Annotated in this window: 22 protein-coding genes and 1 other RNA gene; 13 read left to right on the forward strand and 10 right to left on the reverse strand. The window is 37.7% G+C overall.

Annotated features, from left to right (window positions below; all coding sequences use genetic code 11):
• Position 1 precedes the first annotated feature (1 nt).
• From F777_RS0107770 to F777_RS18165, 4 genes are read left to right on the forward strand one after another with little or no spacing between them, the layout of a single operon-like run.
• Positions 2-1,165, forward strand: coding sequence for an MFS transporter (locus tag F777_RS0107770; protein ID WP_026751545.1), 1,164 nt, complete (start codon positions 2-4; stop codon positions 1,163-1,165).
• An 18-nt stretch (positions 1,166-1,183) separates the two neighbouring features.
• Positions 1,184-1,810: an NAD(P)H-dependent oxidoreductase gene (locus F777_RS16130; RefSeq protein WP_037369234.1), complete on the forward strand. Its 627-nt coding sequence runs from the start codon at positions 1,184-1,186 to the stop codon at positions 1,808-1,810.
• Positions 1,780-3,333 carry a monovalent cation:proton antiporter-2 (CPA2) family protein gene (locus F777_RS16135; protein WP_201767582.1) on the forward strand — a complete coding sequence of 518 codons (1,554 nt, stop codon included), beginning with the start codon at positions 1,780-1,782 and terminating at the stop codon, positions 3,331-3,333. Before F777_RS16130 ends, F777_RS16135 begins: the two co-directional genes overlap by 31 nt.
• Before the next feature lie 57 nt (positions 3,334-3,390).
• The gene (locus tag F777_RS18165; RefSeq protein ID WP_201767583.1) at positions 3,391-3,642 is read left to right on the forward strand and encodes a hypothetical protein; all 252 of its coding nucleotides are present in this window, start codon (positions 3,391-3,393) and stop codon (positions 3,640-3,642) included.
• Here the strand turns inward: F777_RS18165 and F777_RS0107785 are convergent.
• Positions 3,632-4,699: a Gfo/Idh/MocA family oxidoreductase gene (locus F777_RS0107785; RefSeq protein WP_235785909.1), complete on the reverse strand. Its 1,068-nt coding sequence runs from the start codon at positions 4,697-4,699 to the stop codon at positions 3,632-3,634. The two genes, F777_RS18165 and F777_RS0107785, sit on opposite strands and share 11 nt — an antisense overlap.
• A complete protein-coding gene (locus F777_RS0107790) occupies positions 4,686-5,513 on the reverse strand; it encodes a hypothetical protein (protein ID WP_152530890.1) in 828 nt (275 codons plus the stop codon). The genes F777_RS0107785 and F777_RS0107790 overlap by 14 nt, the downstream gene beginning before the upstream one ends.
• 67 nt (positions 5,514-5,580) lie before the next feature.
• Here F777_RS0107790 and F777_RS17905 point away from each other — a divergent pair, with 67 nt between their 5' ends.
• The 4 genes from F777_RS17905 to F777_RS0107810 are packed head-to-tail and all read left to right on the forward strand — an operon-like array spanning position 5,581 to position 11,112.
• Entirely contained in the window at positions 5,581-5,901 is a 321-nt protein-coding gene (locus F777_RS17905; protein WP_026751548.1) for a DUF3667 domain-containing protein, read from the forward strand.
• Positions 5,885-6,592, forward strand: a complete 708-nt coding sequence (locus tag F777_RS0107800; RefSeq protein ID WP_026751549.1) for a hypothetical protein — start codon at positions 5,885-5,887, stop codon at positions 6,590-6,592. The genes F777_RS17905 and F777_RS0107800 overlap by 17 nt, the downstream gene beginning before the upstream one ends.
• A gap of 4 nt (positions 6,593-6,596) precedes the next feature.
• Entirely contained in the window at positions 6,597-7,382 is a 786-nt protein-coding gene (mazG, locus tag F777_RS0107805; RefSeq protein ID WP_026751550.1) for a nucleoside triphosphate pyrophosphohydrolase, read from the forward strand.
• Positions 7,366-11,112, forward strand: a complete 3,747-nt coding sequence (locus tag F777_RS0107810; RefSeq protein ID WP_026751551.1) for a sensor histidine kinase — start codon at positions 7,366-7,368, stop codon at positions 11,110-11,112. The genes mazG and F777_RS0107810 overlap by 17 nt, the downstream gene beginning before the upstream one ends.
• A gap of 17 nt (positions 11,113-11,129) precedes the next feature.
• On the opposite strand, the gene F777_RS0107815 is transcribed toward F777_RS0107810, so the two are convergent.
• The 4 genes from F777_RS0107815 to rplU all read right to left on the reverse strand — a co-directional run bounded on the left by F777_RS0107815 (position 11,130) and on the right by rplU (position 13,824).
• On the reverse strand, positions 11,130-12,803 hold the full coding sequence (locus tag F777_RS0107815) for a DNA polymerase/3'-5' exonuclease PolX (RefSeq protein WP_051408505.1): 1,674 nt from the start codon (positions 12,801-12,803) through the stop codon (positions 11,130-11,132).
• A 99-nt stretch (positions 12,804-12,902) separates the two neighbouring features.
• Complete coding sequence (locus tag F777_RS16145; protein ID WP_037352355.1) at positions 12,903-13,130, reverse strand: hypothetical protein; 228 nt, start codon at positions 13,128-13,130, stop codon at positions 12,903-12,905.
• A gap of 74 nt (positions 13,131-13,204) precedes the next feature.
• Entirely contained in the window at positions 13,205-13,471 is a 267-nt protein-coding gene (gene rpmA / locus F777_RS0107825) for a 50S ribosomal protein L27 (protein WP_026751553.1), read from the reverse strand.
• A 47-nt stretch (positions 13,472-13,518) separates the two neighbouring features.
• Positions 13,519-13,824, reverse strand: coding sequence for a 50S ribosomal protein L21 (gene rplU / locus F777_RS0107830; protein ID WP_026751554.1), 306 nt, complete (start codon positions 13,822-13,824; stop codon positions 13,519-13,521).
• A 149-nt stretch (positions 13,825-13,973) separates the two neighbouring features.
• Here rplU and F777_RS0107835 point away from each other — a divergent pair, with 149 nt between their 5' ends.
• The 4 genes from F777_RS0107835 to ssrA all read left to right on the forward strand — a co-directional run bounded on the left by F777_RS0107835 (position 13,974) and on the right by ssrA (position 18,486).
• Positions 13,974-15,470 carry a GH3 auxin-responsive promoter family protein gene (locus F777_RS0107835; protein ID WP_026751555.1) on the forward strand — a complete coding sequence of 499 codons (1,497 nt, stop codon included), beginning with the start codon at positions 13,974-13,976 and terminating at the stop codon, positions 15,468-15,470.
• A gap of 63 nt (positions 15,471-15,533) precedes the next feature.
• Positions 15,534-16,691: a 1-deoxy-D-xylulose-5-phosphate reductoisomerase gene (locus F777_RS0107840; protein ID WP_037369239.1), complete on the forward strand. Its 1,158-nt coding sequence runs from the start codon at positions 15,534-15,536 to the stop codon at positions 16,689-16,691.
• A 33-nt stretch (positions 16,692-16,724) separates the two neighbouring features.
• Complete coding sequence (gene rseP / locus F777_RS0107845) at positions 16,725-18,074, forward strand: RIP metalloprotease RseP (RefSeq protein WP_026751557.1); 1,350 nt, start codon at positions 16,725-16,727, stop codon at positions 18,072-18,074.
• 40 nt (positions 18,075-18,114) lie between these two features.
• Positions 18,115-18,486, forward strand: a transfer-messenger RNA (tmRNA) gene (ssrA, locus tag F777_RS17610).
• Positions 18,487-18,560: 74 nt separating this feature from the next.
• Here ssrA and F777_RS0107850 read toward each other — a convergent pair.
• On the reverse strand, positions 18,561-19,574 hold the full coding sequence (locus tag F777_RS0107850) for a hypothetical protein (protein WP_152530891.1): 1,014 nt from the start codon (positions 19,572-19,574) through the stop codon (positions 18,561-18,563).
• Positions 19,575-19,872: 298 nt separating this feature from the next.
• Between F777_RS0107850 and F777_RS0107855 the strand changes: the two genes are divergently transcribed.
• On the forward strand, positions 19,873-20,331 hold the full coding sequence (locus F777_RS0107855; RefSeq protein WP_026751559.1) for a DUF2147 domain-containing protein: 459 nt from the start codon (positions 19,873-19,875) through the stop codon (positions 20,329-20,331).
• 23 nt (positions 20,332-20,354) lie between these two features.
• Here the strand turns inward: F777_RS0107855 and F777_RS0107860 are convergent, their stop codons facing one another.
• The 3 genes from F777_RS0107860 to F777_RS18580 all read right to left on the reverse strand — a co-directional run bounded on the left by F777_RS0107860 (position 20,355) and on the right by F777_RS18580 (position 22,801).
• Complete coding sequence (locus tag F777_RS0107860) at positions 20,355-21,374, reverse strand: DUF6268 family outer membrane beta-barrel protein (RefSeq protein ID WP_051408506.1); 1,020 nt, start codon at positions 21,372-21,374, stop codon at positions 20,355-20,357.
• Between the two features lie 93 nt (positions 21,375-21,467).
• On the reverse strand, positions 21,468-22,664 hold the full coding sequence (locus tag F777_RS16150; RefSeq protein ID WP_369791987.1) for an ammonium transporter: 1,197 nt from the start codon (positions 22,662-22,664) through the stop codon (positions 21,468-21,470).
• A complete protein-coding gene (locus F777_RS18580) occupies positions 22,664-22,801 on the reverse strand; it encodes a hypothetical protein (protein WP_369791988.1) in 138 nt (45 codons plus the stop codon). Before F777_RS18580 ends, F777_RS16150 begins: the two co-directional genes overlap by 1 nt.
• Positions 22,802-23,027: the final 226 nt, after the last annotated feature.

Here is a 23,027-nt window from a genome sequence, read left to right on the forward strand (position 1 = left end):
CATGAGATTAAAATTACTGGTTATAGTAATCGCTCAATTTTTCTGTACTTCAGTCTGGTTTGCAGGAAACGCGGTATTGAATGATATTGGAACCGTAAAAGGACTGTCAGCAGATTTTCTACTTTATCTGGTGAGCGCTGTGCAGGTTGGATTTATTTCCGGAACCTTAATTTTTGCTTTATCGGGAATTACAGATCGTTTTTCACCTGCCAGGATTTTCTTTTTTTCGTCCTTTATTGCAGCAGTATCAAATCTTTGTTTATCTGTTCATTCAATAGGGGAGAATGGGATTTTAATTTCCCGATTCTTTGTGGGTTTTTTTCTTTCAGGAGTATATCCGGTCGGTATGAAAATTGCAGCTGATCATTTCGAAGAAGGATTGGGAAAATCTCTGGGCTTTTTAGTTGGAGGGCTAGTGCTTGGTACTGCATTTCCACATTTTATCAAAAGCCTGTCCATTAGCCTGCAATGGGAATTCGTAGTTTATGTAAGTTCGGGCTTATGTGTATTGGGTGGATTAGCCCTTTATCTCATCGTTAATGATGGTCCTTTCAGAAAGCCTGCGGGAAAACTTCAGCTCCCCGATTTTAAAAAGATATTCCAGATTAGTTCCTTGCGAAAAGCCATTTTGGGATATTGGGGGCATATGTGGGAACTCTATACTTTCTGGACTTTTGTGCCACTGCTGATTCTGAAGAAAACCTCCTGGTCTTTCAACTCCATCTCCCTTTATTCTTTCTGGGTAATAGCAACTGGTGCTTTGTCCTGTGCAGTGTTCGGTTTACTATCCAGAAAGATTCCATTGGAAAAGCTTGCAAGCCTGGCTTTGCTGATTTCTTGTTGTTGCTGTTTGTTATTTCCCGTTTTATTTGTTTTTGCTTCCAATGAATTATTCATTTGTTATTTAGTTGTATGGGGCTTTTTCGTTGTGGCAGATTCTCCTATGTTTTCAGGTCTTGTTGCTATGTCGGCACCTGCCAGCTCCAGAGGCAGTACCATTATATTCGTTAACAGTATTGGTTTTCTCATTACTGTAATCAGCATTCAGTTTACAGGGTATTTACTTACACAATTACCTTTTATATGGGTATGGCCAATTCTGGTAATTGGTCCTGTTATTGGTTTGGGGCAGTTTGTAAAGCGCCTAAATCTGCGTAAATTGTAATATCAGCTAAAATTCTTTATGGCCAGCAGGAAACTATTGTTGTTGTTTTTCCATCCCAGATTCGAAGACAGCAGGGTAAATGTAAAATTAACAGAAGGGGTTAAGCATCTCTCGGGAATCACATTTCGGGATATGTACGAATTGTATCCTGACTTTAATATTGATGTAGAAAAAGAACAGTCCTTATTGCGGGAGCATGATATAATTGTTTGGCATCATCCTTTTTACTGGTACAATTGCCCTCCTTTAATGAAGCAATGGCTAGATCTGGTATTGGAATACGGTTGGGCGTATGGAACGGGGGGAAATCAATTACAAGGTAAGTGGGTGATGAATGTAATTACCTCCGGAGGCGATTTTCATGTTTATCAGAAAGAAGGTAGAAACAGGTTTACACACAGAGAATTTTTAAATTCTTTTGATCAGACAGCCAATCTCTGCAAAATGGAATACCTGCCTCCTTTTGTGGTAGCAGGAGCCAATAAGCTAAGTGAAGAAGACATTGAAGAAAACATGATCTGGTATCAGCAAATTCTTCATTTTTTAATGAAAGAGCCAATAGATCTTGACAAACTCAAGCAAGTAGATAATTTTAATCAAATAAAATCAGCAGAATGGGAGCATCCGTTTTACAAAACGCCATGATTTTTTTGGGAGCCGCATTGGTGTTTGTCCCCATTGCAAAGCGACTAGGCATTGGTAGTGTGCTGGGCTACATTATCGGAGGTGTAGTTATTGGCCCCTTTGTACTGGCATTTATTGGAACAGAGGGAGAAGATATTATGCATGCGGCGGAGTTTGGCGTGGTTATGATGTTGTTTTTAATTGGATTGGAATTAAACCCGCAATCTTTCTGGAGAATGCGGAGACGAATTGTTGGGATGGGGGGCTTGCAGATGCTTTTAACCAGTATCTTATTTTTTCTTTTCTTCTATTTTGGGTCAGGAATGGAACTAAACACTTCCATTGCATTAGCCCTTACATTCTCAATGTCTTCAACTGCAATTGTTTTACAAACATTGAAAGAAAAGAATCTCGATAAATCTCGGGCCGGGAAATCCTCATTTGCAGTTTTATTGTTTCAGGATATTGCTGTTATCCCAATCTTGGCTGCACTGCCTTTGCTAGCATTGGGAGAGGTTCAAACAAAGGTTGCCAGAACCGGAGTGCTTGGCTGGATGGATGAAAACAGAACCATTACCATTTTAGTAGCCGTATCTAGCATTATTTTATTAGGAAGATTTGTATTTAGTCCTCTCTTACATTTAATTGCTAGGGTTCATATGCGGGAGTTGTTTACAGCTTCAGCTTTATTTCTGGTGATTGCGGTTTCCTGGCTAATGGATCTGGCAGGTGTAAGTGCGGCATTGGGGGCTTTCCTGGCAGGGGTCTTAATGGCAAACAGTGAATTCAGACACGAATTAGAAAGTAATCTTGAGCCATTTAAAGGGCTTTTATTGGGTTTGTTTTTTACTGCAGTTGGTTCTACCATTAATTTTGGATTGATCGTACATCAGCCATTAGCCATTTTTAAGGCCGTTCTGCTTTTCATGTTATTAAAGTCATTTGTTTTATTTATTGTAGGTAAGATTTTCCATAAAGTGTTAATGCAAAATATTTTATTCACCCTCTTGCTTTCTCAAATAGGAGAATTTGCATTTATCCTTATGGGATCCATTGGTATGCTTGGACTACTGGAAAAAGAAATGCTTGATTTTTACATGGCGGTAATTACTATCAGTATGATTATGTCCCCCATTTTACTGTTTGTCAATGAAAAATTTATTGCCAGTAAGATTATTTCTAATAAAACAGAGGAGAAAGAATATACAGTGGATCCAAAGGAACACAATGATATCATAATTGCCGGATTTGGTCATTTTGGAAGTACATTGGGTAGGTTTTTACGGGCAAATGGGGTAGAAGCTACCATACTTGATAATAATAGTGAGCAGGTAGTATTGCTACGTAAAATGGGATTTAAAGTATTTTACGGGGATGCTACACGTACTGCAATTTTAGATGCGGCAGGTGCAGCTCACGCAAAAATCCTGGTATCAGCATTGGATATACCAGAAAAGAATATTGAACTGTCTGCGCTGGTTTCTAAACACTATCCTCATTTAAAACTTTTTTTTAGGGCAAAAAACAGATTAAATGCCTATTAGCTAATAGATAATGGTATAAATAATATCTATAGAGAATCCATTCATGCTTCTGTTTATATGGGCGTAGATATTCTATCAGAATTGGGTTTCAGAAAATATACTTCGCTAAGGAAAGCCAATGATTTTATACTTCATGATAATAATGCGCTTAAAAAACTCTCTGAACACAGACACGATTACGACAGCTATCTTAAATCTGTAAAAGAAGAGATAGAACAGCAGGAAAGATTGCTGGCAGAAGACAGAAAATTCATTGAGCACAAACCGGATAATGCCTGGGATAAGTCGAAGCTGGTTGCTAATGATTAATACAAATCTGCCTTTTTTCTGCCTGACTTTCTTTGGCTGCCTCAATGATTTTCATCACGTTTTTTCCATCCGTTCCTGAAATGCTAAGGGGTTCATGGTGGCGAATAGCAGAATAAATATTTTCGTAGTAAAGACCATAGTTTCCAGGCAAACTGGCGATATTTTCTACTTTTTCAACACCGTTATGTATTGAAATTAGTTTTCCGGCGAATTCTTCTGGCTCAACTCCCCAGTAATCAGTGAAGGGTTGCTCTTGTTTCAGTAAGGCACTCTCCTGAATATCTGCCCGCTGCTTAATCAAACTTCCTTTACTACCATGTATCAGATAGGCCTCCACTGGATAGGGAACCAGTAAACTGCTGATCAGGGTTACGCGTAAATTATTATACAATAAATGAATCAGAAAGTCATCGTCAACCATTGATTGCGTTCTGAGCGTTCTGATATGAGCTTCTACAGCGTTGGGCATTCCAAAGAGTACCAGGGCCTGATCAATGATATGGGGGCCTAAATCCATTAGCAATCCCGCACCCGGTCCAGGCTGTTCCTTGTGAAGTTTGGCACTTAAAATGTCCTTGAATCTTTCAAATCTTATAGTAGCAGTATGAATTGTACCGAGTAATTGCTGACTTACAATTTTTTGGACGGTCTGAAAATCACTATCCCATCTTCTGTTCTGATAAACAGACAGTATTCTTTCCTGTTTTTCGGCCAATTCAATCAGTATATCTGCCTCCTTTACCGAGGTTGTAAAAGCCTTTTCCACAACAACATGCTTACCTGCCAGTAATGCTTTTTGCGCATATTCAAAGTGGGTTGCAGTGGGCGTATTCACTATTACCAGTTCAATTTCATCGTTATCCAATATTTCTTCTAGTTGTTGAACTACCTGAATAGAAGGATAGTCTTCTGAAGCGGTTTTTTTGTTACGTTCCCAAACAGCTGCTAACTCAAAACCAGCATGGTTATGAATAAACGGGGCATGAAATACTTTTCCGGACATTCCATAGGAAAGCAGTGCTGTTTTAATAACTGGGGATTGTTTAGTGCTTTTCAAATTGATATTGTGTGCTGATGATTAAACTTTTGTTTCTGTCTTTTGCAATTTCCTTTTCCCTTAAACCATTGGGGTAATAGGAATAGTTCCAGTGGGTAATATTTCTTCCATTCAATCCTATCTGAATCATTTTGATCAATTGCCCGTTCTCATTGTATTCAAAAACAAAATCAGGCAGTAGTTTTTGGGCTGTTGTGTTATACCTTACGATATCACTTATTCGGTTTTCGGAATTGTAATAGAAGTAATAGGTTTCAATTTTCTTGTCTTTTTTAATCCATGTTTCCTCTAGCACCAAGCCGGCTGAGTCGGTCTGAAATTCAATTGTTACAGAATCCATTCCGCTTGTTTTCTTAATCATTTTTTTGGGAGTTCCTCCTGAACTATATTCCCATTGATGCAATTCAGAAATGCTACTACCGCTGGCGCTGTCTTTGGTGATAGATATAAGCGTAGTTAAAAGTCCATTGGGATTGTACTGGTATTCTATAATTGTCTCTGTTCCCGGCTTTTTAATTGTTGTTTTTTTTAGCCGCCCCAGTTCATAAAATTGGTAAACCAATTCTTTGATGCTGTTATTTTCAGAAAGGGTTCTGGTTATTTTTTTGCCATCCGTTGGTATTTCTGTTCGGCTTAATATGGTTACATTACCTTCTGCATCTATACCAGTACCTGAAATTAGTTTAATCCTGTTTTTTCTAATAATCTCGTAATTCTTTTGTGTTTGCTGTAAACCAATCAGATCTGTATAATAATACTGTCCGGATACCAGAGAATACTGGGTGATAAATAAAAACAGCATTAAGCCCCTCATAATTACACTTTATTCAAATTTACTACCTTCGGCCTTATCTTATAATATGTATTTTTAAAGAAAAAAATTGTCTGGCTTAACTGAAAGAAAAGAAAAGAACTGTTTGAACTGTAATGCTACAGTTCATGGGAGGTACTGTCATGTCTGCGGACAGGAGAACACGGAGCCCCGCGAAAAGTTTGGTCATATGCTTACCCATTTTGTTTTTGACCTATTTCATTTTGATGGGAAGTTCTTCAGAACCATGAAGTACCTGTTGCTTAAGCCAGGTTTCATGGCGCAGGAACATTTAAGGGGGGCGCAGGATGGATTATCTTCATCCTATAAGACTTTACATATTTACATCGGCCTTTTTCTTTTTATTCTTTTTTATGGTGAGCCCTGGTAAAGTTGATGTGAATATTGAGAGAAATGTAAATGATACTTCATCAAAGCAAATGAGTGACAGTGCAATCATTGCCCAAAGCGATTCTGTTAGCGCAGAAATATTAAAGCTTGACAAGGATTTTTCAAGTATAAAGGAGTATGATTCTATTCAGCAAAGATTACCCACTGAAAAGCGGGATGGCTATATTGTTCAAAAGCTACAGCGGCAATACCTGATTTTGAAAGAGAAATACCCCTCCCGAAAGAATATGATGAATAAGGTTTTTGAGGTGTTTACACATCAATTTCCAAAAATGTTATTTGTTTCTCTACCCTTGTTTTCATTTATATTGTTTCTATTGTATGCAAGAAATAGAAGCTATTATTATGTTGATCATGTAGTTTTTACGCTGCATTTTTATTCTACGGTCTTCATTCTTATTTTTCTTGCAATCTGTTTGAATATATTTTTGGATTGGTCTGAAGTATATTTAATCCAAAGTGCAGAAGGTAAAAATTATTTGAATGGCGCTATAGGTTCTGAATATCTATCTCTTGTAGCTGGATATTACTGGTACCGCTCTTTAAGAAATTTTTATGGACAATCCAGGCGAAAAACTATTGTAAAATTCGGATTACAATTGTTTATCAATATGTTTTTATTTTCTCTTTTATTCCTCTTATTCTTTCTTTTTTCTTTCATGATAATCTAATGCCATGAATAATACTTCTGCAGCTTTTTTAAGACTGGTTACCATAATGGACGAATTAAGGGAACAGTGTCCCTGGGACAAAAAACAAACGATTCACACCCTTCGTTCCATGACCATTGAAGAATTGTATGAATTGGTGGATGCCATTGATGCAAATGATTGGAAAGGCATTAAAGAGGAGTTGGGAGATTTATTTCTTCACTTATTGTTTTATGCCCGCATCGGTAGGGAAGAATCAAAATTTCTGCTGGAAGATGTATTAAACGGGATTGCAGAAAAATTAATAAGACGCCATCCCCATATTTATGGTGATGTGAAAGTCAAGGACGAAGAAGAAGTAAAAAAGAATTGGCAAAAAATTAAAGCAGCTGAAGGGAAAGTAGCTCAGTCGGTTCTGGAAGGGGTACCCAAATCGTTGCCAGCTATTGTAAAAGCCCTTAGAGTTCAGGAAAAAGCAAAACAAATTGGTTTTGAATGGGAGAATAAACAAGATGTTTGGACCAAGGTAGAAGAGGAAATGAACGAGTTTTCTACGGCCGTTCAGATGGGAGATTTGGCCGAAATGGAAGGTGAATTTGGAGATATTCTTTTTAGTTTGGTTAATTATGCACGGTTTTTGCAGATAGACCCAGAAGCAGCACTGGAAAAGACCAACCAGAAATTTATCCGCAGGTTCATGTTCATGGAAAAAAAAGCAAGTGAAAAAGGCCTTACACTCGATAAAATGAATCTGTCTGAAATGGATGAATTATGGAATGCGGCCAAACAAAACCATGAATCGGATAATTAATCATATTCAACAGGCAGCGTACAAAAATGGTTATTTAATTATAACTGCAGCCTGGTTATATACTTTATCTTTTATTTTCTCTAACTATTTTAGTTATAATTCCAGCCCAAATAAAGTTAGTGAGAATATTGCAGCCAGGATACATAAGCTGGAGACCCGATTTGATAAACTTTCAGAAGATACCACGCTAATTGCAGGATTAATTTATGATACTGTACATGCAGATGTTCCTTTAGAGCTGCAAAAAGAACAGGCCGGTTATTTTGTATATGAATTAAATGCCAGTCAGCCATCCAGGCTGGCCTATTGGAGCACTAATAAAATTTCAGTACCCGAAAAGGAACTTGTTAGTTTTAACCCAGTAAAGTTTGTAAACACTTCAAATGGGCAGTTCATTTTGCTTAAAAAGAAAATGACCCTGAAAGGGAAGAGTTTCTGGCTGGTAAATATGATTCCTGTAAAATGGGCTTACTTTATTCAGAATAAATACTTTGTTTCTGATTTTGCTGATTTTCCAGGGTTGGATGAACAATACACAATTGCGGATGTCATCACTGAGAATCCTGTTTACAGTAAAAATGGGGAGTATCTTTTCAGCCTTCAATTGAAAGAGGGCAAAAGGTTTATTGCTTATGATATAGTAACCATCTTATTCAGATTAATCTCTGTTTTTCTTCTGTTTACCTTTATTCATGGCATAACCCTTGAACTCATTAGAACAATTAATTTTAAGACAGGAATTGTATTTCTGATTATCAATGTTTTCTTTTTAAGGTTAGTCGCTTATCTTTTTCCCTTCCCATTTGATTATTCCAAACTTCCTTTGTTCGACCCAACCATTTATGCTTCCAATTGGGTGAATTCCTCTTTAGGGGCATTGTTAATTAATGCCATTTTATTTTACTGGGTACTGAGATTTGTGAAGATTCATTACGTAAATACAACAGAAGAAAAGCCAGTAATGAGCAGCTTTAGTGTTGTTTTAAGACTATTTGTTTTAACTACTGCTGCTTTTATAGTAGTTAGTGTTATTCAAAGTTTAGTAAGAGATGCCAAAATCTCATTTGATGTAACCAATTTTTTCAGTTTAACAATTTACAGTACTATAAGTATTGTTATTCTTTGTTTTCTGGCACTGGGCTATTTTTATTTGTCACAAGTGCTAACCATTAAAATGATTATGAGCGGATCGGGTAAGTTTTTCCCGATATTGGTAATTGTGCTGAGTGGATTTTGTAATATACTGCTGATAAACAATTTTAGTCAGGGTATATTTTACCTGCTTCTGATAGTCTGGGTAATTGTTTATTTTCTCATTCTTCATATCAGGCGTTCAGATATGAAAATTCAGATTATTAAATCTCCTTTTTTTATATTCTGGGTAATGTTTTTTGCTCTTTCGATTGCTTCCCTGGTAATATACCAGAAAAGAAATGTTGAGTTTGAACAAAGGAAAAGAATAGCTGAAAAGCTTGCAATACAATCTGATCCTTCCGGAGAAAGCCTGCTAAAAATAGCTGCATCCAATTTTAACAATAGTTTCTTAAGTGATAATTTTCAGCGTTTTAGTGAAAGTGAATACACTAATAAATTCATTAAAGACAGTTTGATTAACCAGAATTTTTCAGGTTATCTCAATAAGTATGATACCAGAATATACACGTTTGACAGTTTGTTCCATCCATTGTTTAACGAAGATTCTCTTAACTATTCATCAATTAAGACGATTGTGCTGAATCAGGCAATTGCAACGGATGTTTCAGATTTGTTTACTTACTACAATAACGCAAATGGGTTCAATTATATTTATCAGGTAGATGTAGAACGAAACAATACTACCATTGGTCATTTGTTTGTTTTAATGAAATCGAAGAGATACAAGAGCGAAGCCTTGTATCCGGAATTATTTAACCAGTCTCAGGATGTAATTGCGAATATTAATAGTGATTACGCATATGCAATTTATAGTAAGGGTAGACTGATTAATCATTTTAACAACTATAATTTTCCAACAGTTTTAACTGCTAACGAGAACCCTGTTTTTGAGTTTACTTACCGAAAAACCAAAAATCATATAGAGCTATGGTATAATGCAGGAAATGAAAGACAGGTTGCTGTGGTTAAGCAGAATGCATGGTTTATTGAATCAATTACCTTATTTGCTTATTTGTTTTGTTCGTTTCTGTTGATCATTTTTATTTTTCATATTGGGTCTCTTTTGGTGGATGCAAAATTTAATTGGCACCAAATGGTTGCTTTATTAAGATTAAATATCCGATCGCAGATTCAAGCCACTATTATTTTTGTGAGTGTATTCTCATTCCTTGTAATTGGGGTAGCAACCATTTCTTTTTTTATTTATCGGTATAATTCTACCAATGAAGAACGACTGACCAAATCTATACAGGTCATGGCGAATGAAATGAACGCCAAAATTATTAGTATTCTGGCCACAGATGACGAACCCAATAATCCCGGTATAAAGAATGAACTGGAGAATATTATTGCAGAAATTTCTGATTTGCATAATGTAGATATTAATTATTACAGTGCTTCAGGTGATCTGATTATTTCTACGCAGCCCTATATCTATAATAAGAACTTGCTGAGCCGGAAAATGGATCCAATTGCTTTTTATGAAATGCAACGAAATAACCGTATTCGGTTTATTCAGTCTGAATCAATAGGTGGATTCAAATACACGAGTATATATACGCCCTTATTATCCGAAACTGGAAATACATATGGCTATTTAAATATTCCTTATTTAAATTCTCAGCTGGAACTTAATCAGGAAATTTCAGGGTTTCTTGCTACACTCATTAATTTAAATGCGTTTATATTTTTATTGGCAGGAGCTATTGCTTTTTTCATTACCAACAGAATTACTTCGTCGCTCAGGTTAATTGGCGCAACTATGCAGAAAATGAGTCTGGAAGCAAAGAATCAGCCTATTGAATGGTATAGAAACGATGAAATTGGCGCCCTGGTGAACGAATATAACAGCATGGTTAAAAAGTTGGAAATAAGCGCTGAATCTCTTGCCAAGACCGAACGAGAGGGCGCATGGAGAGAGATGGCCAGACAGGTTGCCCATGAGATTAAAAATCCACTCACTCCCATGAAGCTAAGTATTCAATATTTGCAGAATGCGGTGGAAAGAGGGGCTCCCAATGTACAGGAATTAAGCCTTAAGCTGGCTAAAACACTGATTGAACAAATAGATCAGCTGGCCAAAATTGCCGGCGATTTTTCACAGTTTGCCAATATAGGAAACGTAAAGCTTGAAAAATTTTCTATCGTTCCCATACTGGAATCTTTTCAGCATTTGTACGAGGGAGATGATACTGTTAGCATTGATTTAGATAATCAAGCCAGGATTGTTACAATAGAATCCGACAAAGTGCAAATCAATCGCTTGTTCATGAATTTAATTCAGAATGCCATAGAAGCAGGAAAAGAGTTCTCTGGGAAAGCCCGGATTCAGATACTTCTGAAAAATGAGGGGAATTTTCTTATGATTCTATTACAGGATTATTCAGGTGGAATTCCTGCCTCAATGAAACCCAATATGTTCAGACCTAATTTTACTACCAAGTCTGCAGGAACCGGTTTGGGACTGGCTATCTGTAAAGGCATTGTAGAGCAGGCCAATGGACAAATCAGCTATCTGTCAACAGATGGGGTTGGAACGCTTTTTACCATTCAATTTCCTATTGCTAGCGTGTAATTTTTCTTTGCTTACGTTTAATGTTTCTGCTTTTGGTTTAGTATAAATGTTTCTAGTTGCAAAAGCGTAAAGCTGCTTAAGTTTTGTAAAGGAGTTAATCCGGCTTTTTGTGCTACTAGTACCCCATATTTACAATCTTTGAATCCATCAATGGTATGTGCATCGGGATTAATGGATATTAGTACATTTTTCTGAAGCGCCCTCCTGATCCATCGCCAATCCAGATCCAGTCTTCTTGGGTGTGCGTTCAATTCAATAACTACTCCATTGGCTGCACAGGCATCAATGATTCTCTCGTGATCAATTGGATAACCCGCTCTGCTCAATAGTAATCTTCCGGTAGGATGGCCCAGAATATTGGTATATTTATTCTCAATAGCTTTGATTACTCTGGCATTTGCCTTCTCTTCATTCATTTTCAAATTAGAATGTACCGATGCAATCACTAAGTCGAACTGAGTAAGAATTTCATTTGGATAGTCTAAACCTCCGTCATTTAAAATATCACTTTCAATGCTCTTGAATATTTTAAATGGTGCCAGTTGTTGATTCAGTTTTTCAATTTCCTGGTGTTGCTGCAAAACTCTTTCAATACTTAAACCATTTGCATAAAATGCAGATTTAGAGTGATCAGAAATAACCAGGTATTCCAGGCCTTCTTTTATGGCAGCTTCTGCCATTTGCTGAATGGTGTTACCTCCGTCACTCCAGGTACTATGGGAATGAATAATCCCTTTGATGTCCGATTCGGTAATGGTTGGCTTAATCTTGTTTTCCTTTGCCAGGTTTATGATTTCCGAATCTTCTCTCATACAAGCAGGAATGAATGGACAAGCAGCTTGTTCAAAAATGCTCTTTTCTTCAGCATAATTTTTGGTATCGTCCCAGCCATTTATTTTTGACCATTCTTTAAAAAACAATTCACTGCAGCTGGTTTTAAATAGGACAGTGGGGAGGGTTTGCTCATCTGCCAACCAGAACTGAAGTCGAATATTTTTTTCATTTCTGAAATTGATTGAATGGTTGTTTTGCTTAACTACACTGAATCCAATATCCTGCAAAAAGGAACTAAGCGTTTCTGCTTTGGCATTGGTAACCCAATCAATGCTGTCAATGATTTCCAATTGTCTTCTGAATTCTCCGGTAAGGATAAATTGGTAGGGAAGTGAAACAGAAAGCAATTTTTCTAATTCCATTTGAAATTCTTCTACCTGCTGGTATAAATAACGTCCCATGGAACCCATGTAAAATTCAATGGCTTCCTTGATATTTTGCTGTGTTTTTTCACCAAATCCCTTATACAAAGTCAGCCTGTTTTCATTACAGGCGTATAGTAATTCACCTAAGGTTTCTATTTCAAGTTCTTTCCAGATGGTGGCAATTTTTTTTGGTCCGATACCTTTAATGCTTAACATTTCAAGTATACCCGGTGGCGTTTTCTGAACCATTTCATTCAAGGTAGCCAACTGTCCGGTATCTAAAATTTCCAGAATTCTTTTACCTGCGCTTTCACCAATGCCTTTAATAGAAAAAATAGAATTGCGATCCATTTCTGCCAGTTGGGTTGGTAATTTATCTACGCTAAAAGCCGCTGCTGCATAGGATTTGGCTTTGAATGCATTCTCACCATGTATGTCCATTAATTTAGCTAGTAAACTAAATTGAGCGGCTATTTCATCATTTGTTATCATGCTTGGAAATTAGGAACAAGTAGGGGTTTATACAAAAAAACCCGTTCCAAAATTGGAACGGGCCTTAAATCTATTTCTGCTTGAGAAATAAGAAGAAAATTACTTCTTCTTAGCAGCTTTCTTAGGAGCAGCTTTCTTAGCAGCTTTCTTAGGAGCAGCTTTCTTAGCAGCAGCTTTTTTAGGAGCGGCTTTCTTTGCAGCAGCTTTCTTAGGAGCGGCTTTTTTAGCAGCAGCTTTTTTAGGAGCGGCTTTTTTTGCAGCGGCTTTTTTAGGAGCAGCTTTTTTTGCAGCGGCTTTTTTAGGAGCGGCTTTTTTTGCAGTTGCCATGTTTTTTAGATTTAATGGTTAGTAAATAATACATTAAAAATAAAATTTGTATTTGGAACTACAAAAAAAATTTTTTATGCGGTTGCTTCCGCAGGTAAAACAGATACGGTTGTCTTGTCTGCTTTGCCCTTTTTGAATTCTACAATTCCATCAGTTAATGCAAATAAAGTGAAGTCTGTTCCAACTCCAACATTCTTACCAGGATGGTATTGAGTTCCTCTTTGACGAATAATAATGTTACCGGATAGTGCAGGCTGACCACCATAGATTTTTACACCCAGGCGTTTGCTTTGTGAATCACGACCGTTCTTAACACTACCTTCCCCTTTTTTGTGTGCCATAATTGTATGTTTTATAATATCGGTATTAACCGATAAAATGTTAATTACTAAGCGATGCTTTCAATTTTAATTCTGGTATAGTGCGTTCTATGACCATGCTTTTTACGAAATCCTTTTCTTCTTTTCATTTTAAAAGCAATGACTTTGTCGCCTTGAACCAGGTCGCTAACGATTTCAGCTTTAACGGTTGCTTTAACAGCAGCACCTACTGAAATATTACCACCATTGTCAACGAACAGTACGTCGTTAAACTCTACTTTGTCACCGGATTTACCCTGCAGGTGGGGAACATACAAGCTTTGACCTTCTTGTACTTTAAACTGTTGACCTGCGATTTTTACTATTGCTAACATAGCTGTCCAAAATTAGGACGGCAAAGGTAAGGTTTCCGCCCGATATAACACAAAGATTTTAGAAATAAATTATTGCAAAAATACGCCTTCTGCACTTGAAACGGACTTGGATAAGCCTATTTTTGTTGCTTTGGGATCAATTTTAGCCTATGAACTATAAGTCGCTGCTGGCAAAGCCCTTTGCCAATGTTATACATAATAGTATCCGTAAAGGGATGATGCACGCGGTACAGCACCAGGAGCTTATTTTAAAAAACCTGGTTAAACAGGGGGCTAAAACCCAGTTTGGAAAGGATCACCACCTTTCCGCAGGTATGGATCACAAGGCTTTTTCTCAGGCTGTTCCCGTTCGGGATTACGAATTGATGAAACCTTATATAGAGCAAATTAAAGCCGGGAAGCCTAATATACTCTGGAAGGGGAAACCTATTTATTTTGCCAAAACCAGTGGAACTACCAGTGGGGTAAAATATATACCCATTACCAAGGATTCCATTCCCAACCATATCCAAACAGCCAGAAATGCTTTGTTTTGTTATATGGCCGAAACCGGTAATACCGCTTTTGCCAATGGGAAAATGATTTTTTTAAGCGGGTCTCCGGTATTGGAAAGAACAGGGGATATACCCACTGGCAGGTTAAGTGGGATTGTAAATCACCATATTCCAGCCTATTTACGCTCTAATCAGTTGCCCAGTTTCGAGACCAATTGTATAGAAGACTGGGAAACCAAGCTGGATAAAATTGTGCAGGAAACCCTGAACAAGGACATGACATTGATCAGCGGTATACCTCCGTGGATGCAAATGTATTTTGACAGATTGATTGAGCGCACTGGCAAAAGAATTTCAGAGATATTCCCAAATTTCAGTGTTATGGTGCAGGGAGGAGTGAATTTTCAACCTTACCGAGCCCGACTGATGGAGAGTATTGGGAAACAGGTGGATGCCATTGAATTGTTCCCAGCTAGCGAAGGTTTTTTTGCATTTCAGGATACCATGGATCAGGAGGGGATGTTATTAAACACCAACAGTGGTATTTTCTTTGAATTTATACCGGCTGCAGAAATTTTTAATGAATCACCCACCCGCCTCAGTCTGAACGACGTGAAACTGGGCGAGAACTATGCCTTAATTATTAACAGCAACGCAGGGTTGTGGGGTTATAATATAGGCGACACTATAAAATTCGTCAGTTTAAATCCCTACAGAATATTGGTTACCGGTAGAATAAAGCATTTTATATCAGCTTTTGGTGAACACGTAATTGGAGAAGAAGTGGAGGCTGCTTTGCAAATGGCATTGGAAAAGCATCCGGCAAAAATTACAGAGTTCACCGTAGCTCCTATGATTCAGCAAGGGGCGGGAAAGAGCTACCATGAATGGTATATTGAATTTGAAACCCCTCCTTCGGATATGGCTGCATTTGCTGCCTCTTTAAATGAAGGATTGAGCAATAAAAATGTGTATTACCAGGATTTGATGCAGGGTAATATTCTGTTGCCTCTGCAAATTAGACCTGTTCAAAAAAATGGGTTTATCCAATACATGAAACTCGAGGGCAAATTGGGAGGACAGAATAAAGTCCCCAGATTAAGTAATGACCGGAAAATTGCAGAGGGGCTGCAGCAATTTCTGCATGCATAATCCAAGGGAGGAAAATTTTGCTATATATTGTGTAACTATGCCCATTCTTAAAGTTCAACTATCATGAGTCAAAAACGTATTGCCATATTTGGTTCTACCGGTTCAATTGGAACACAGGCGTTGGATGTAATAAAAGCGAATCCTGATTTGTTCAGTGCCGAAATTCTGACTGCTCAGAGCAACGATGAGCTTTTGATTAAACAGGCACTATTGTTTAATCCAAATATTGTTGTTATTGGAGATGAGAAAAAATACCAGAACGTTAAAGCGGCATTGGCTGCAACGGATATAAAAGTTTTTGCCGGAGAAGATGCATTGGCTGAAGCTGCATCGGTAGATTGTTACGATATGATGCTGGCTGCTATCGTTGGATATGCAGGACTAAAGCCTACCTTAAATGCCATTGAGTTGGGTAAGCCAATTGCTTTGGCCAACAAGGAAACGCTGGTAGTGGCCGGAGATCTGGTGATGCAGAAAGCAGCGGAGAAAAGAGTTGCAGTAATTCCGGTCGATAGCGAACACTCTGCTATATTTCAATGTCTGGTTGGTGAGGGAAGAAATAAAATTGAAAAAATTATTCTTACAGCAAGTGGCGGACCTTTCCTTGGTAAAAAGCCCAACTTTCTGGTGAATGTAAAAAGAGACCATGCGCTGCAACATCCCAATTGGAGTATGGGGGCTAAAATTACTATTGACTCTGCAACCCTTATGAACAAGGGGCTGGAAATGATTGAGGCCAAATGGTTGTTCAACCTGGAAGCTCATCAGATTCAGGTGGTGATTCATCCACAGAGCATTATTCATAGCATGGTTCAATTTGAAGACGGAAGCATTAAATCGCAAATGGGTTTGCCCGATATGAAATTGCCCATTCAATATGCACTGGCTTTTCCCCAGCGCATTCCAAATAATTTTCCGAGATACGATTTTAAAAAGCCATCTACGCTAACTTTTGAGGAGCCGGATATGAAAACTTTTCGGAATCTTGCGTTGGCCACAGATGCTTTGTATAAAGGGGGAAATACCGCTTGCGTAATGAATGCGGCCAATGAAATGGCGGTCTTTGCTTTTTTAAGGAACCGGATTGGATTTTTGGATATCACAGAAGTGGTTGAGCAAACCATGAATAAAATTCCATTCATTGAAAAGCCAAGTTTAACAGACTATTTTGACAGCGACGCAGAGGCACGTAACTTCGCCGCTTCCTTGTTACATATGTAATTAAATGATTTAAATTAATAAAGAGGGGATTGTATGAGTTTATTAGCTATTGACTGGGGTAGTGTAGGAGTAAAAGCCGGACAGTTTATTTTATCTTTTTCCATATTAGTGGTATTGCACGAATTAGGGCATTTTTTGCCTGCTAAATGGTTTGGCTGCCGGGTTGAAAAATTTTATTTATTCTTTGATCCTTGGTTCAGTTTGTTCAAGAAGAAGAAGGGTGAAACAGAATATGGCTTAGGCTGGATACCATTTGGTGGTTATGTGAAAATTGCCGGTATGATTGACGAGAGTATGGACAAGGAGCAAATGAAAAAGCCAGCTGAATCCTGGGAGTTCAGGTCCAAGCCAGCCTGGCAACGTTTGATTATTATGATTGGTGGAGTATTTGTAAATGTGGTATTGGCCATTGTTATTTTCATTGGTATTACCTGGTATTGGGGGGATGAGCAATTGCCCACAAAGAATTTGACTTATGGTGTTCATGTGGATTCATTGGGTAAGAGCCTTGGATTGCAGGATGGCGATAATGTAATAGCCATGGACGGTAAATCCATTGAAAATTTTGGTACCATTGAATCAGAGCTGGTACTTACCGAAGCAAAGTCTCTTACGGTAATGCGAAACGGAGAAAAACTGGAAATCAAGGTTCCGGAGCAGTTCATGCAAAAAATAATCAAGGAGAAAAAGTTCAGCGGGATGTTGATTCCTCAGTACCCTGTAATTGTAGATTCTGTAAGCAATACCGCTGTATTTAATGCCGGCGAATTGAAAAAAGGAGATACCCTGATTGCAATTAATAACCAGGCTTTCAGGTATTACCATGAATTTGACGGTCTTAAGAAAAAAGCATCCAATCAGGTAGCGGTATTAACTGCTATTCGCGGAAAAGATACGGTACAAATTAAGGCATTGGTTAATGAAAAAGGGGCTATTGGCTTTTTTCAGAAAAGTCCGTTGGCGATATTAGGTACCGAGCATATACAATACGATTTGTGGGCATCTATTCCTATTGGTTTTAACCGTTGCTGGGAAACCCTGGATCGTTATGTAACCGGTCTGAAGCAGCTATTTACAGGGAAGGTAAATGCAAGCGATTCTTTGGGCAGTGTGATTAGTATCGGTAATACATTCCCTGGTGTTTGGGATTGGGAACGATTCTGGTCTCTAACCGGTATTTTCTCTATTGTACTGGCGTTTATGAATATTCTGCCCATTCCGGCATTGGACGGAGGGCATGCATTATTTACCCTGTATGAAATGATTTCCGGCAGAAAACCTGGCGATAAGTTCATGGAATATGCCCAAATGGCAGGTATGATCCTGTTGATGGGATTAATGGCATACGCTTTGGGGTTAGACTTCTGGCGTTTGTTCAAGTAATATTTGAATTTGCGCTTACCTTTGTAAACTTAACTTTCACGGGGCCGTTTTGGTTTTGACAGCATATGTAACGGTTGGTGTAAGCATGCAGTGCGTTGGATAATTAGCACTTTAATCTGAATATTCAACCATTAATTGGCAATACACAGTATGCCATGGCTGCTTAATCAGTGATTAAGTAACCATTTGGGCCGCCGCACAGGTTCGCTTCTTTCCAGGTGCCGCCGCCGACTCAAAACAAAAGAAGATGCTGCAACAGTAGGCTGTGCCTGTTGAATAAGATGATCCAGCTAAGTAATGTATTGGTTTGTTCTTTTCCTGTGCATTGCCGACAATGAATAAAGAAATAAGCATGTAGAAAGCTAATGGTCGCGATGTTTGGACACCGGTTCGAGTCCGGTCGGCTCCACAAAAAACCCCGAAGGAATTCGGGGTTTTTTATTGGAATAAAATTAGTATCATTCCCAGTATTATTAATTTTGCCGGTTAGTTCAATTGGCTCATTCTTTTTTGCCAGATTAAGTTTTCTAAAACGAGTAAATTGTTATAAGCAGGGCTGTAATAATAAAATGTACCCAGTTTAGATCTGGTTAAAAATTTCTTTACCTGATCCGGATAAATAGAACCCATATTGGCTATGAAAAATGAAAAAGTTTCGTCTTCTATTAGTTGGGTTAAATCCTGATCCGGGCCTATTGAAATTTCTGGAGGCTCAGCACCCCATTTTAGCAAGGAAGTACTCAATAATATCTGTTCCATAAATGAATTGGATTGATTAAAAAGAGTAGTAGCCTGCTTAATCAGTTGGGGTTTTAATGATTCCAATGAAGGAATGGGCTTTACAGACATTAATCTTGCAAGATGGTATAGAACAATGGATGTTTTTGCATAATGATGAGAAATATAATTCGCATAGTCAATATGTTTATGGGTTTGAATAGCATTTTCTATCAAACCTAAACTGGCTGAATCTGCAGCAGTCCAATCCAGATTATATTTCTGAACAAAGTAAAGCACATTCATCAATACACTTATGTCGAACTCCGTAGGCATTTTTTTGCCAAACCAGGTAGAATAGGCCCCCAGTTTCCTGTAATCTTTAAATGTATTTTTTACGGGATTGGAATGGTTGTTAACATGTTTTTGCATGAGCTCATGCACTAATCGGGCAATGGAATCATTGGCCTGCATTGCCATTAAAATGATTACCGTATCATCCATGTCATCGGGCAAGGACCTGCTTTTATCAAGATGATTCAGCCAGCCTGCATTGGGGAAAATCTGTGGTGTATCTGTTGGCCAGAAATTATAAGTGGGATAATTGTTTTTTCTGTTTTTGAATTTTTCATAAACAGAAAAGCTATTGCCTATAATCTGACTAGAAATTTTCTTTTGCTCTGCTGTTAAATCAGAATGAATGTCTTGTAAAGTAAATGAAACCAGGCCTGTAAAGAAAGGGTTGATATCTGCTTTAAATCTGTCTTTATTATGCGCATACATTCGATAGGATGGAATGGAACCTTTAGGGAAAATTATATCTTCTTTTGTTTGAAGAAAAGCAATTCTGTTAAGAAGTTGCAATATTGTCAGACTATCAGATGCAAAAGCAGATCGGGTTAAAAAAATAAAAATTAAGGTTATGATTGATTTCATGAAGGATTCAAAAACCAAATGTATTAAAATGCCTGCATTTAATGATTTTACAACTCTCTTGTTTAAAAAAGTTCTCTATGAAGACCAAAACTTAAGGATATTTATTTCAGATTTTATACTGATTAAACTTAAATTCTTTTGTTTTATGAGGCGCATTAGTAAGATTTTCTTTGCAATCATTTCATTCTTTGTTGTTCAGGGGTATACTTTAATACAGGAAGATCCCAATGCAATCGTTGGAGTTTGGAAAACCGGAGATGGGAATGCAATGGTTCGCATTTACAAAAACGGTGAGAAGTTTCAGGGTAAAATAGTCTGGCTAAAAGAACCCAACGATCCGGAGACGGGTAAGCCCAAGTTAGATAAAAATCATTCGGATGAAGCCAACCGCAGCAGACCAATCATTGGATTGGTTAATGTTTGGGGATTTTCTCATAAAGAGAAAAATATCTGGGATGAGGGAAATATTTATGATCCAAAGAATGGGAATACCTATTCATGCACAATGAAACTCGTGAATGCCAATACATTGGAAGTACGCGGTTTCATTGGGGTTTCTTTAATTGGAAGAACCGATACCTGGACCAGACAGGTTGCCAAATAAAATTCGTATTACTGATTGCTGTTTTAAGGTGATACTAAATTAATGCTGATATTAAAGTACAATGGATTGCCAAGATTGCTGCTGAAATAACGTTGGTTATCTCTTTTTCCGTTGTACTCATTCATTACATCGAATCGCCAATTATATCTCAGCCCTGCCTGTGCACTTAGCCACACAAATTCAGAAATTTTTCTTTCCCACATGATTCTCGGTTTTAACTCGCCGCGTTGAATAAATACCGCTCCATTCTGGCTATTGGGTAAATTCATCCAATATTGATTCCCTTCCAGTTCAAATCCCAGTTGAAGCATATTGGTTGTTGAGAAATTGTATCTTAAATTACCTCTTGCAGGGAGTAATAATTCCATTCCCCATTTATCATTAAAGGTCTTATTCCATAATAGTACAGGTATATGTAAAACACTTCCTGCCCTATAAGTTCTAGAAATTCCTAAGCCTACCATATTTTTTTCCGACGTCTTCCATCCATAGATAGCGGTTCCGCTAATGGTTAATGATTGGTGGTTGATGGTTTTCAGAGAAGAAAAAACACCATTAAAATCTGCACTGGATTGTAGAATCAGATAGTTTTTTTCATTTAGTGGTTTAAATAGAATTGTGTTGATTCCAGCACTGGTCATTGCATTTGCATTGATGCCACTGGTAAATGAATTGATGGAGGCATTGGCAATATTAAATTTACTAGACGAATAATTTAAACCCATTTGCCAAATGATTTTATTAGTTGAAATAACAGGTATATTGGCCTGGGCTTTAATGGTGCTAATCTGTTCAACCTGAAAATCCTGAAACGCTGGAAGAAGGGGACCCAGCTTTACACCAGGCATTGTAAAACCACCCTGGTATTCATATCCAAGACTAAATATGCGTTGCGGGCTCTGATTCGCCACTTTTTGAGTTGCATATCTTTTTACTCCTTCTGCATCTCCGAACTTACTATAGTCAAAGTTGTCTGTACTGTCTGTTTGTGCAATTGCATTCAGAGAAAGCGAAGCCAAGCAAATGGTTATATATTTTCTCATTTGGATATATTAAAGGAAGCAACAAATATACCCTGCAGAAATGAAGGTTGTTTTACAAGCTTTATTCTAATTTACAACCAATGGTTATATAGGTTAGGCTTTTTCTGAAAGAATTAATGTTCCTTGTAAATATTTCTCGTTGTGCTGTGTTGCATCTAGTCCTAGTTCTTCTTCTTCTGAGCTTACCCGTAAAGGCAACATGATACTGATAATTTTAAATATGCCGATCGACATTGTAAAGCTGAAGGTTACAACAATCAGTAAAGCTTTTAGCTGGGTAACAAAAAAGCTGGAATTGCCATATAGCAAACCGTCAACCCCCAGACTATTTACTGATTTATTAGCAAATACTCCAGTGAGTAACATTCCAACCATTCCTCCAATACCATGACAGGGAAATACATCAAGTGTGTCGTCAAGTGAAGACTTCGATTTGTAATAAACAGCAAGATTTGAAATGATAGCAGTAATAAATCCAATAAATATACTTTGAGGCACAGCAACAAATCCAGCAGAAGGTGTAATAGCCACCAGTCCAACAACAGCGCCAATGCAGAATCCAAGGACAGATGGTTTCTTCCCCCTTAATACATCAAAAAACATCCATGATAAGCCAGCTGATGCTGCAGCTGTATTGGTAGTTGTAATTGCGGATACGGCCAAAGAATTGGCCCCTAAGGCAGAGCCGCCGTTAAATCCAAACCAACCAAACCAAAGCAAGCCTGTCCCAATTAAAACATACGGAATATTAGCAGGTGGAATTTCAATTTGTTCAATATGCGATTTTCTTCGTTTTAAAACCAAAGCGCCGGCAAGTGCTGCGCAACCAGCAGATATATGTACTACTGTTCCTCCCGCAAAATCCAAGGCGCCCATTTTGAAAAGGAATCCATCGGGATGCCATGTCCAGTGTGCAATAGGAGCATAAACCAAAATGCTGAATAGAACAATGAACAAAATGTAACTGGTGAATTTGATTCTTTCGGCTACTGCGCCAACCACCAATCCTGGTGTAATGATGGCAAACATCAATTGAAACATGGCAAAAAGTCCAAGTGGAATAGTAGGTGCAAGGCTCCATGGAGCTCCGCTATTCACTCCCTTCATAAATAAATAGGTAGAAGGGTTGCCTATAAAGCCATTTAATGAATGGCCGAAGCAAAGACTAAAACCAACTGTTACCCAAAAAACAGTAACTACGCCACTGGCAACCACACTTTTTATCATTGTTGAAATAACATTTTTTCTATGCACCATGCCGCCATAAAAAAAGGCCAGTCCTGGCGTCATTAAAAAACCAAAGCAGTGGCTGTTAGTATCCAGGCAATATCTGCTGAATTGTAATTTCCATTTTTATCAACAAAACTGATATCGGCGGGAGCAAATACGCCGAGTAAGGCAACCGCTAATAAAACCAGAAAGGGCATGACGTTGTAAAAGTTGAGTTTCTTTTGGTACATGATTGAATTAAATAAAATCTATATTTAAATTAAAACAGATACAATTTAGTATATTTTTTGAATTTGATATAAAATATTAATATATTAATTTAATTAATTTAAAAATTTGTCCTTTAGTTTTAGTTTTTTCGTTCATAATAGGCATTATTTAGTGTATTTCATTTATTTAAAGGACATTAGGGCTGCAACTTTA

It is taken from the genome of Sediminibacterium sp. C3 (genome assembly GCF_000508085.1).
In the GTDB taxonomy this organism is placed as follows: Bacteria; Bacteroidota; Bacteroidia; order Chitinophagales; family Chitinophagaceae; genus Sediminibacterium.

Excerpts from the sequence above, each read along its gene's own strand:
- F777_RS0107770 (WP_026751545.1), top strand. The coding sequence starts at position 2 with ATGAGATTAAAATTACTGGTTATAGTAATCGCTCAATTTTTCTGTACT.
- F777_RS16130 (WP_037369234.1), top strand. The coding sequence starts at position 1,184 with ATGGCCAGCAGGAAACTATTGTTGTTGTTTTTCCATCCCAGATTCGAA.
- F777_RS16135 (WP_201767582.1), top strand. The coding sequence starts at position 1,780 with ATGGGAGCATCCGTTTTACAAAACGCCATGATTTTTTTGGGAGCCGCA.
- F777_RS18165 (WP_201767583.1), top strand. The coding sequence starts at position 3,391 with ATGGGCGTAGATATTCTATCAGAATTGGGTTTCAGAAAATATACTTCG.
- F777_RS0107790 (WP_152530890.1), bottom strand. The coding sequence starts at position 5,513 with ATGAGGGGCTTAATGCTGTTTTTATTTATCACCCAGTATTCTCTGGTA.
- F777_RS0107800 (WP_026751549.1), top strand. The coding sequence starts at position 5,885 with ATGGTGAGCCCTGGTAAAGTTGATGTGAATATTGAGAGAAATGTAAAT.
- mazG (WP_026751550.1), top strand. The coding sequence starts at position 6,597 with ATGAATAATACTTCTGCAGCTTTTTTAAGACTGGTTACCATAATGGAC.
- F777_RS0107810 (WP_026751551.1), top strand. The coding sequence starts at position 7,366 with ATGAATCGGATAATTAATCATATTCAACAGGCAGCGTACAAAAATGGT.
- F777_RS0107815 (WP_051408505.1), bottom strand. The coding sequence starts at position 12,803 with ATGATAACAAATGATGAAATAGCCGCTCAATTTAGTTTACTAGCTAAA.
- F777_RS16145 (WP_037352355.1), bottom strand. The coding sequence starts at position 13,130 with ATGGCAACTGCAAAAAAAGCCGCTCCTAAAAAAGCCGCTGCAAAAAAA.
- rpmA (WP_026751553.1), bottom strand. The coding sequence starts at position 13,471 with ATGGCACACAAAAAAGGGGAAGGTAGTGTTAAGAACGGTCGTGATTCA.
- rplU (WP_026751554.1), bottom strand. The coding sequence starts at position 13,824 with ATGTTAGCAATAGTAAAAATCGCAGGTCAACAGTTTAAAGTACAAGAA.
- F777_RS0107835 (WP_026751555.1), top strand. The coding sequence starts at position 13,974 with ATGAACTATAAGTCGCTGCTGGCAAAGCCCTTTGCCAATGTTATACAT.
- F777_RS0107840 (WP_037369239.1), top strand. The coding sequence starts at position 15,534 with ATGAGTCAAAAACGTATTGCCATATTTGGTTCTACCGGTTCAATTGGA.
- rseP (WP_026751557.1), top strand. The coding sequence starts at position 16,725 with ATGAGTTTATTAGCTATTGACTGGGGTAGTGTAGGAGTAAAAGCCGGA.
- F777_RS0107850 (WP_152530891.1), bottom strand. The coding sequence starts at position 19,574 with ATGTATGCGCATAATAAAGACAGATTTAAAGCAGATATCAACCCTTTC.
- F777_RS0107855 (WP_026751559.1), top strand. The coding sequence starts at position 19,873 with ATGAGGCGCATTAGTAAGATTTTCTTTGCAATCATTTCATTCTTTGTT.
- F777_RS0107860 (WP_051408506.1), bottom strand. The coding sequence starts at position 21,374 with ATGAGAAAATATATAACCATTTGCTTGGCTTCGCTTTCTCTGAATGCA.
- F777_RS16150 (WP_369791987.1), bottom strand. The coding sequence starts at position 22,664 with ATGACGCCAGGACTGGCCTTTTTTTATGGCGGCATGGTGCATAGAAAA.
- F777_RS18580 (WP_369791988.1), bottom strand. The coding sequence starts at position 22,801 with ATGCCCTTTCTGGTTTTATTAGCGGTTGCCTTACTCGGCGTATTTGCT.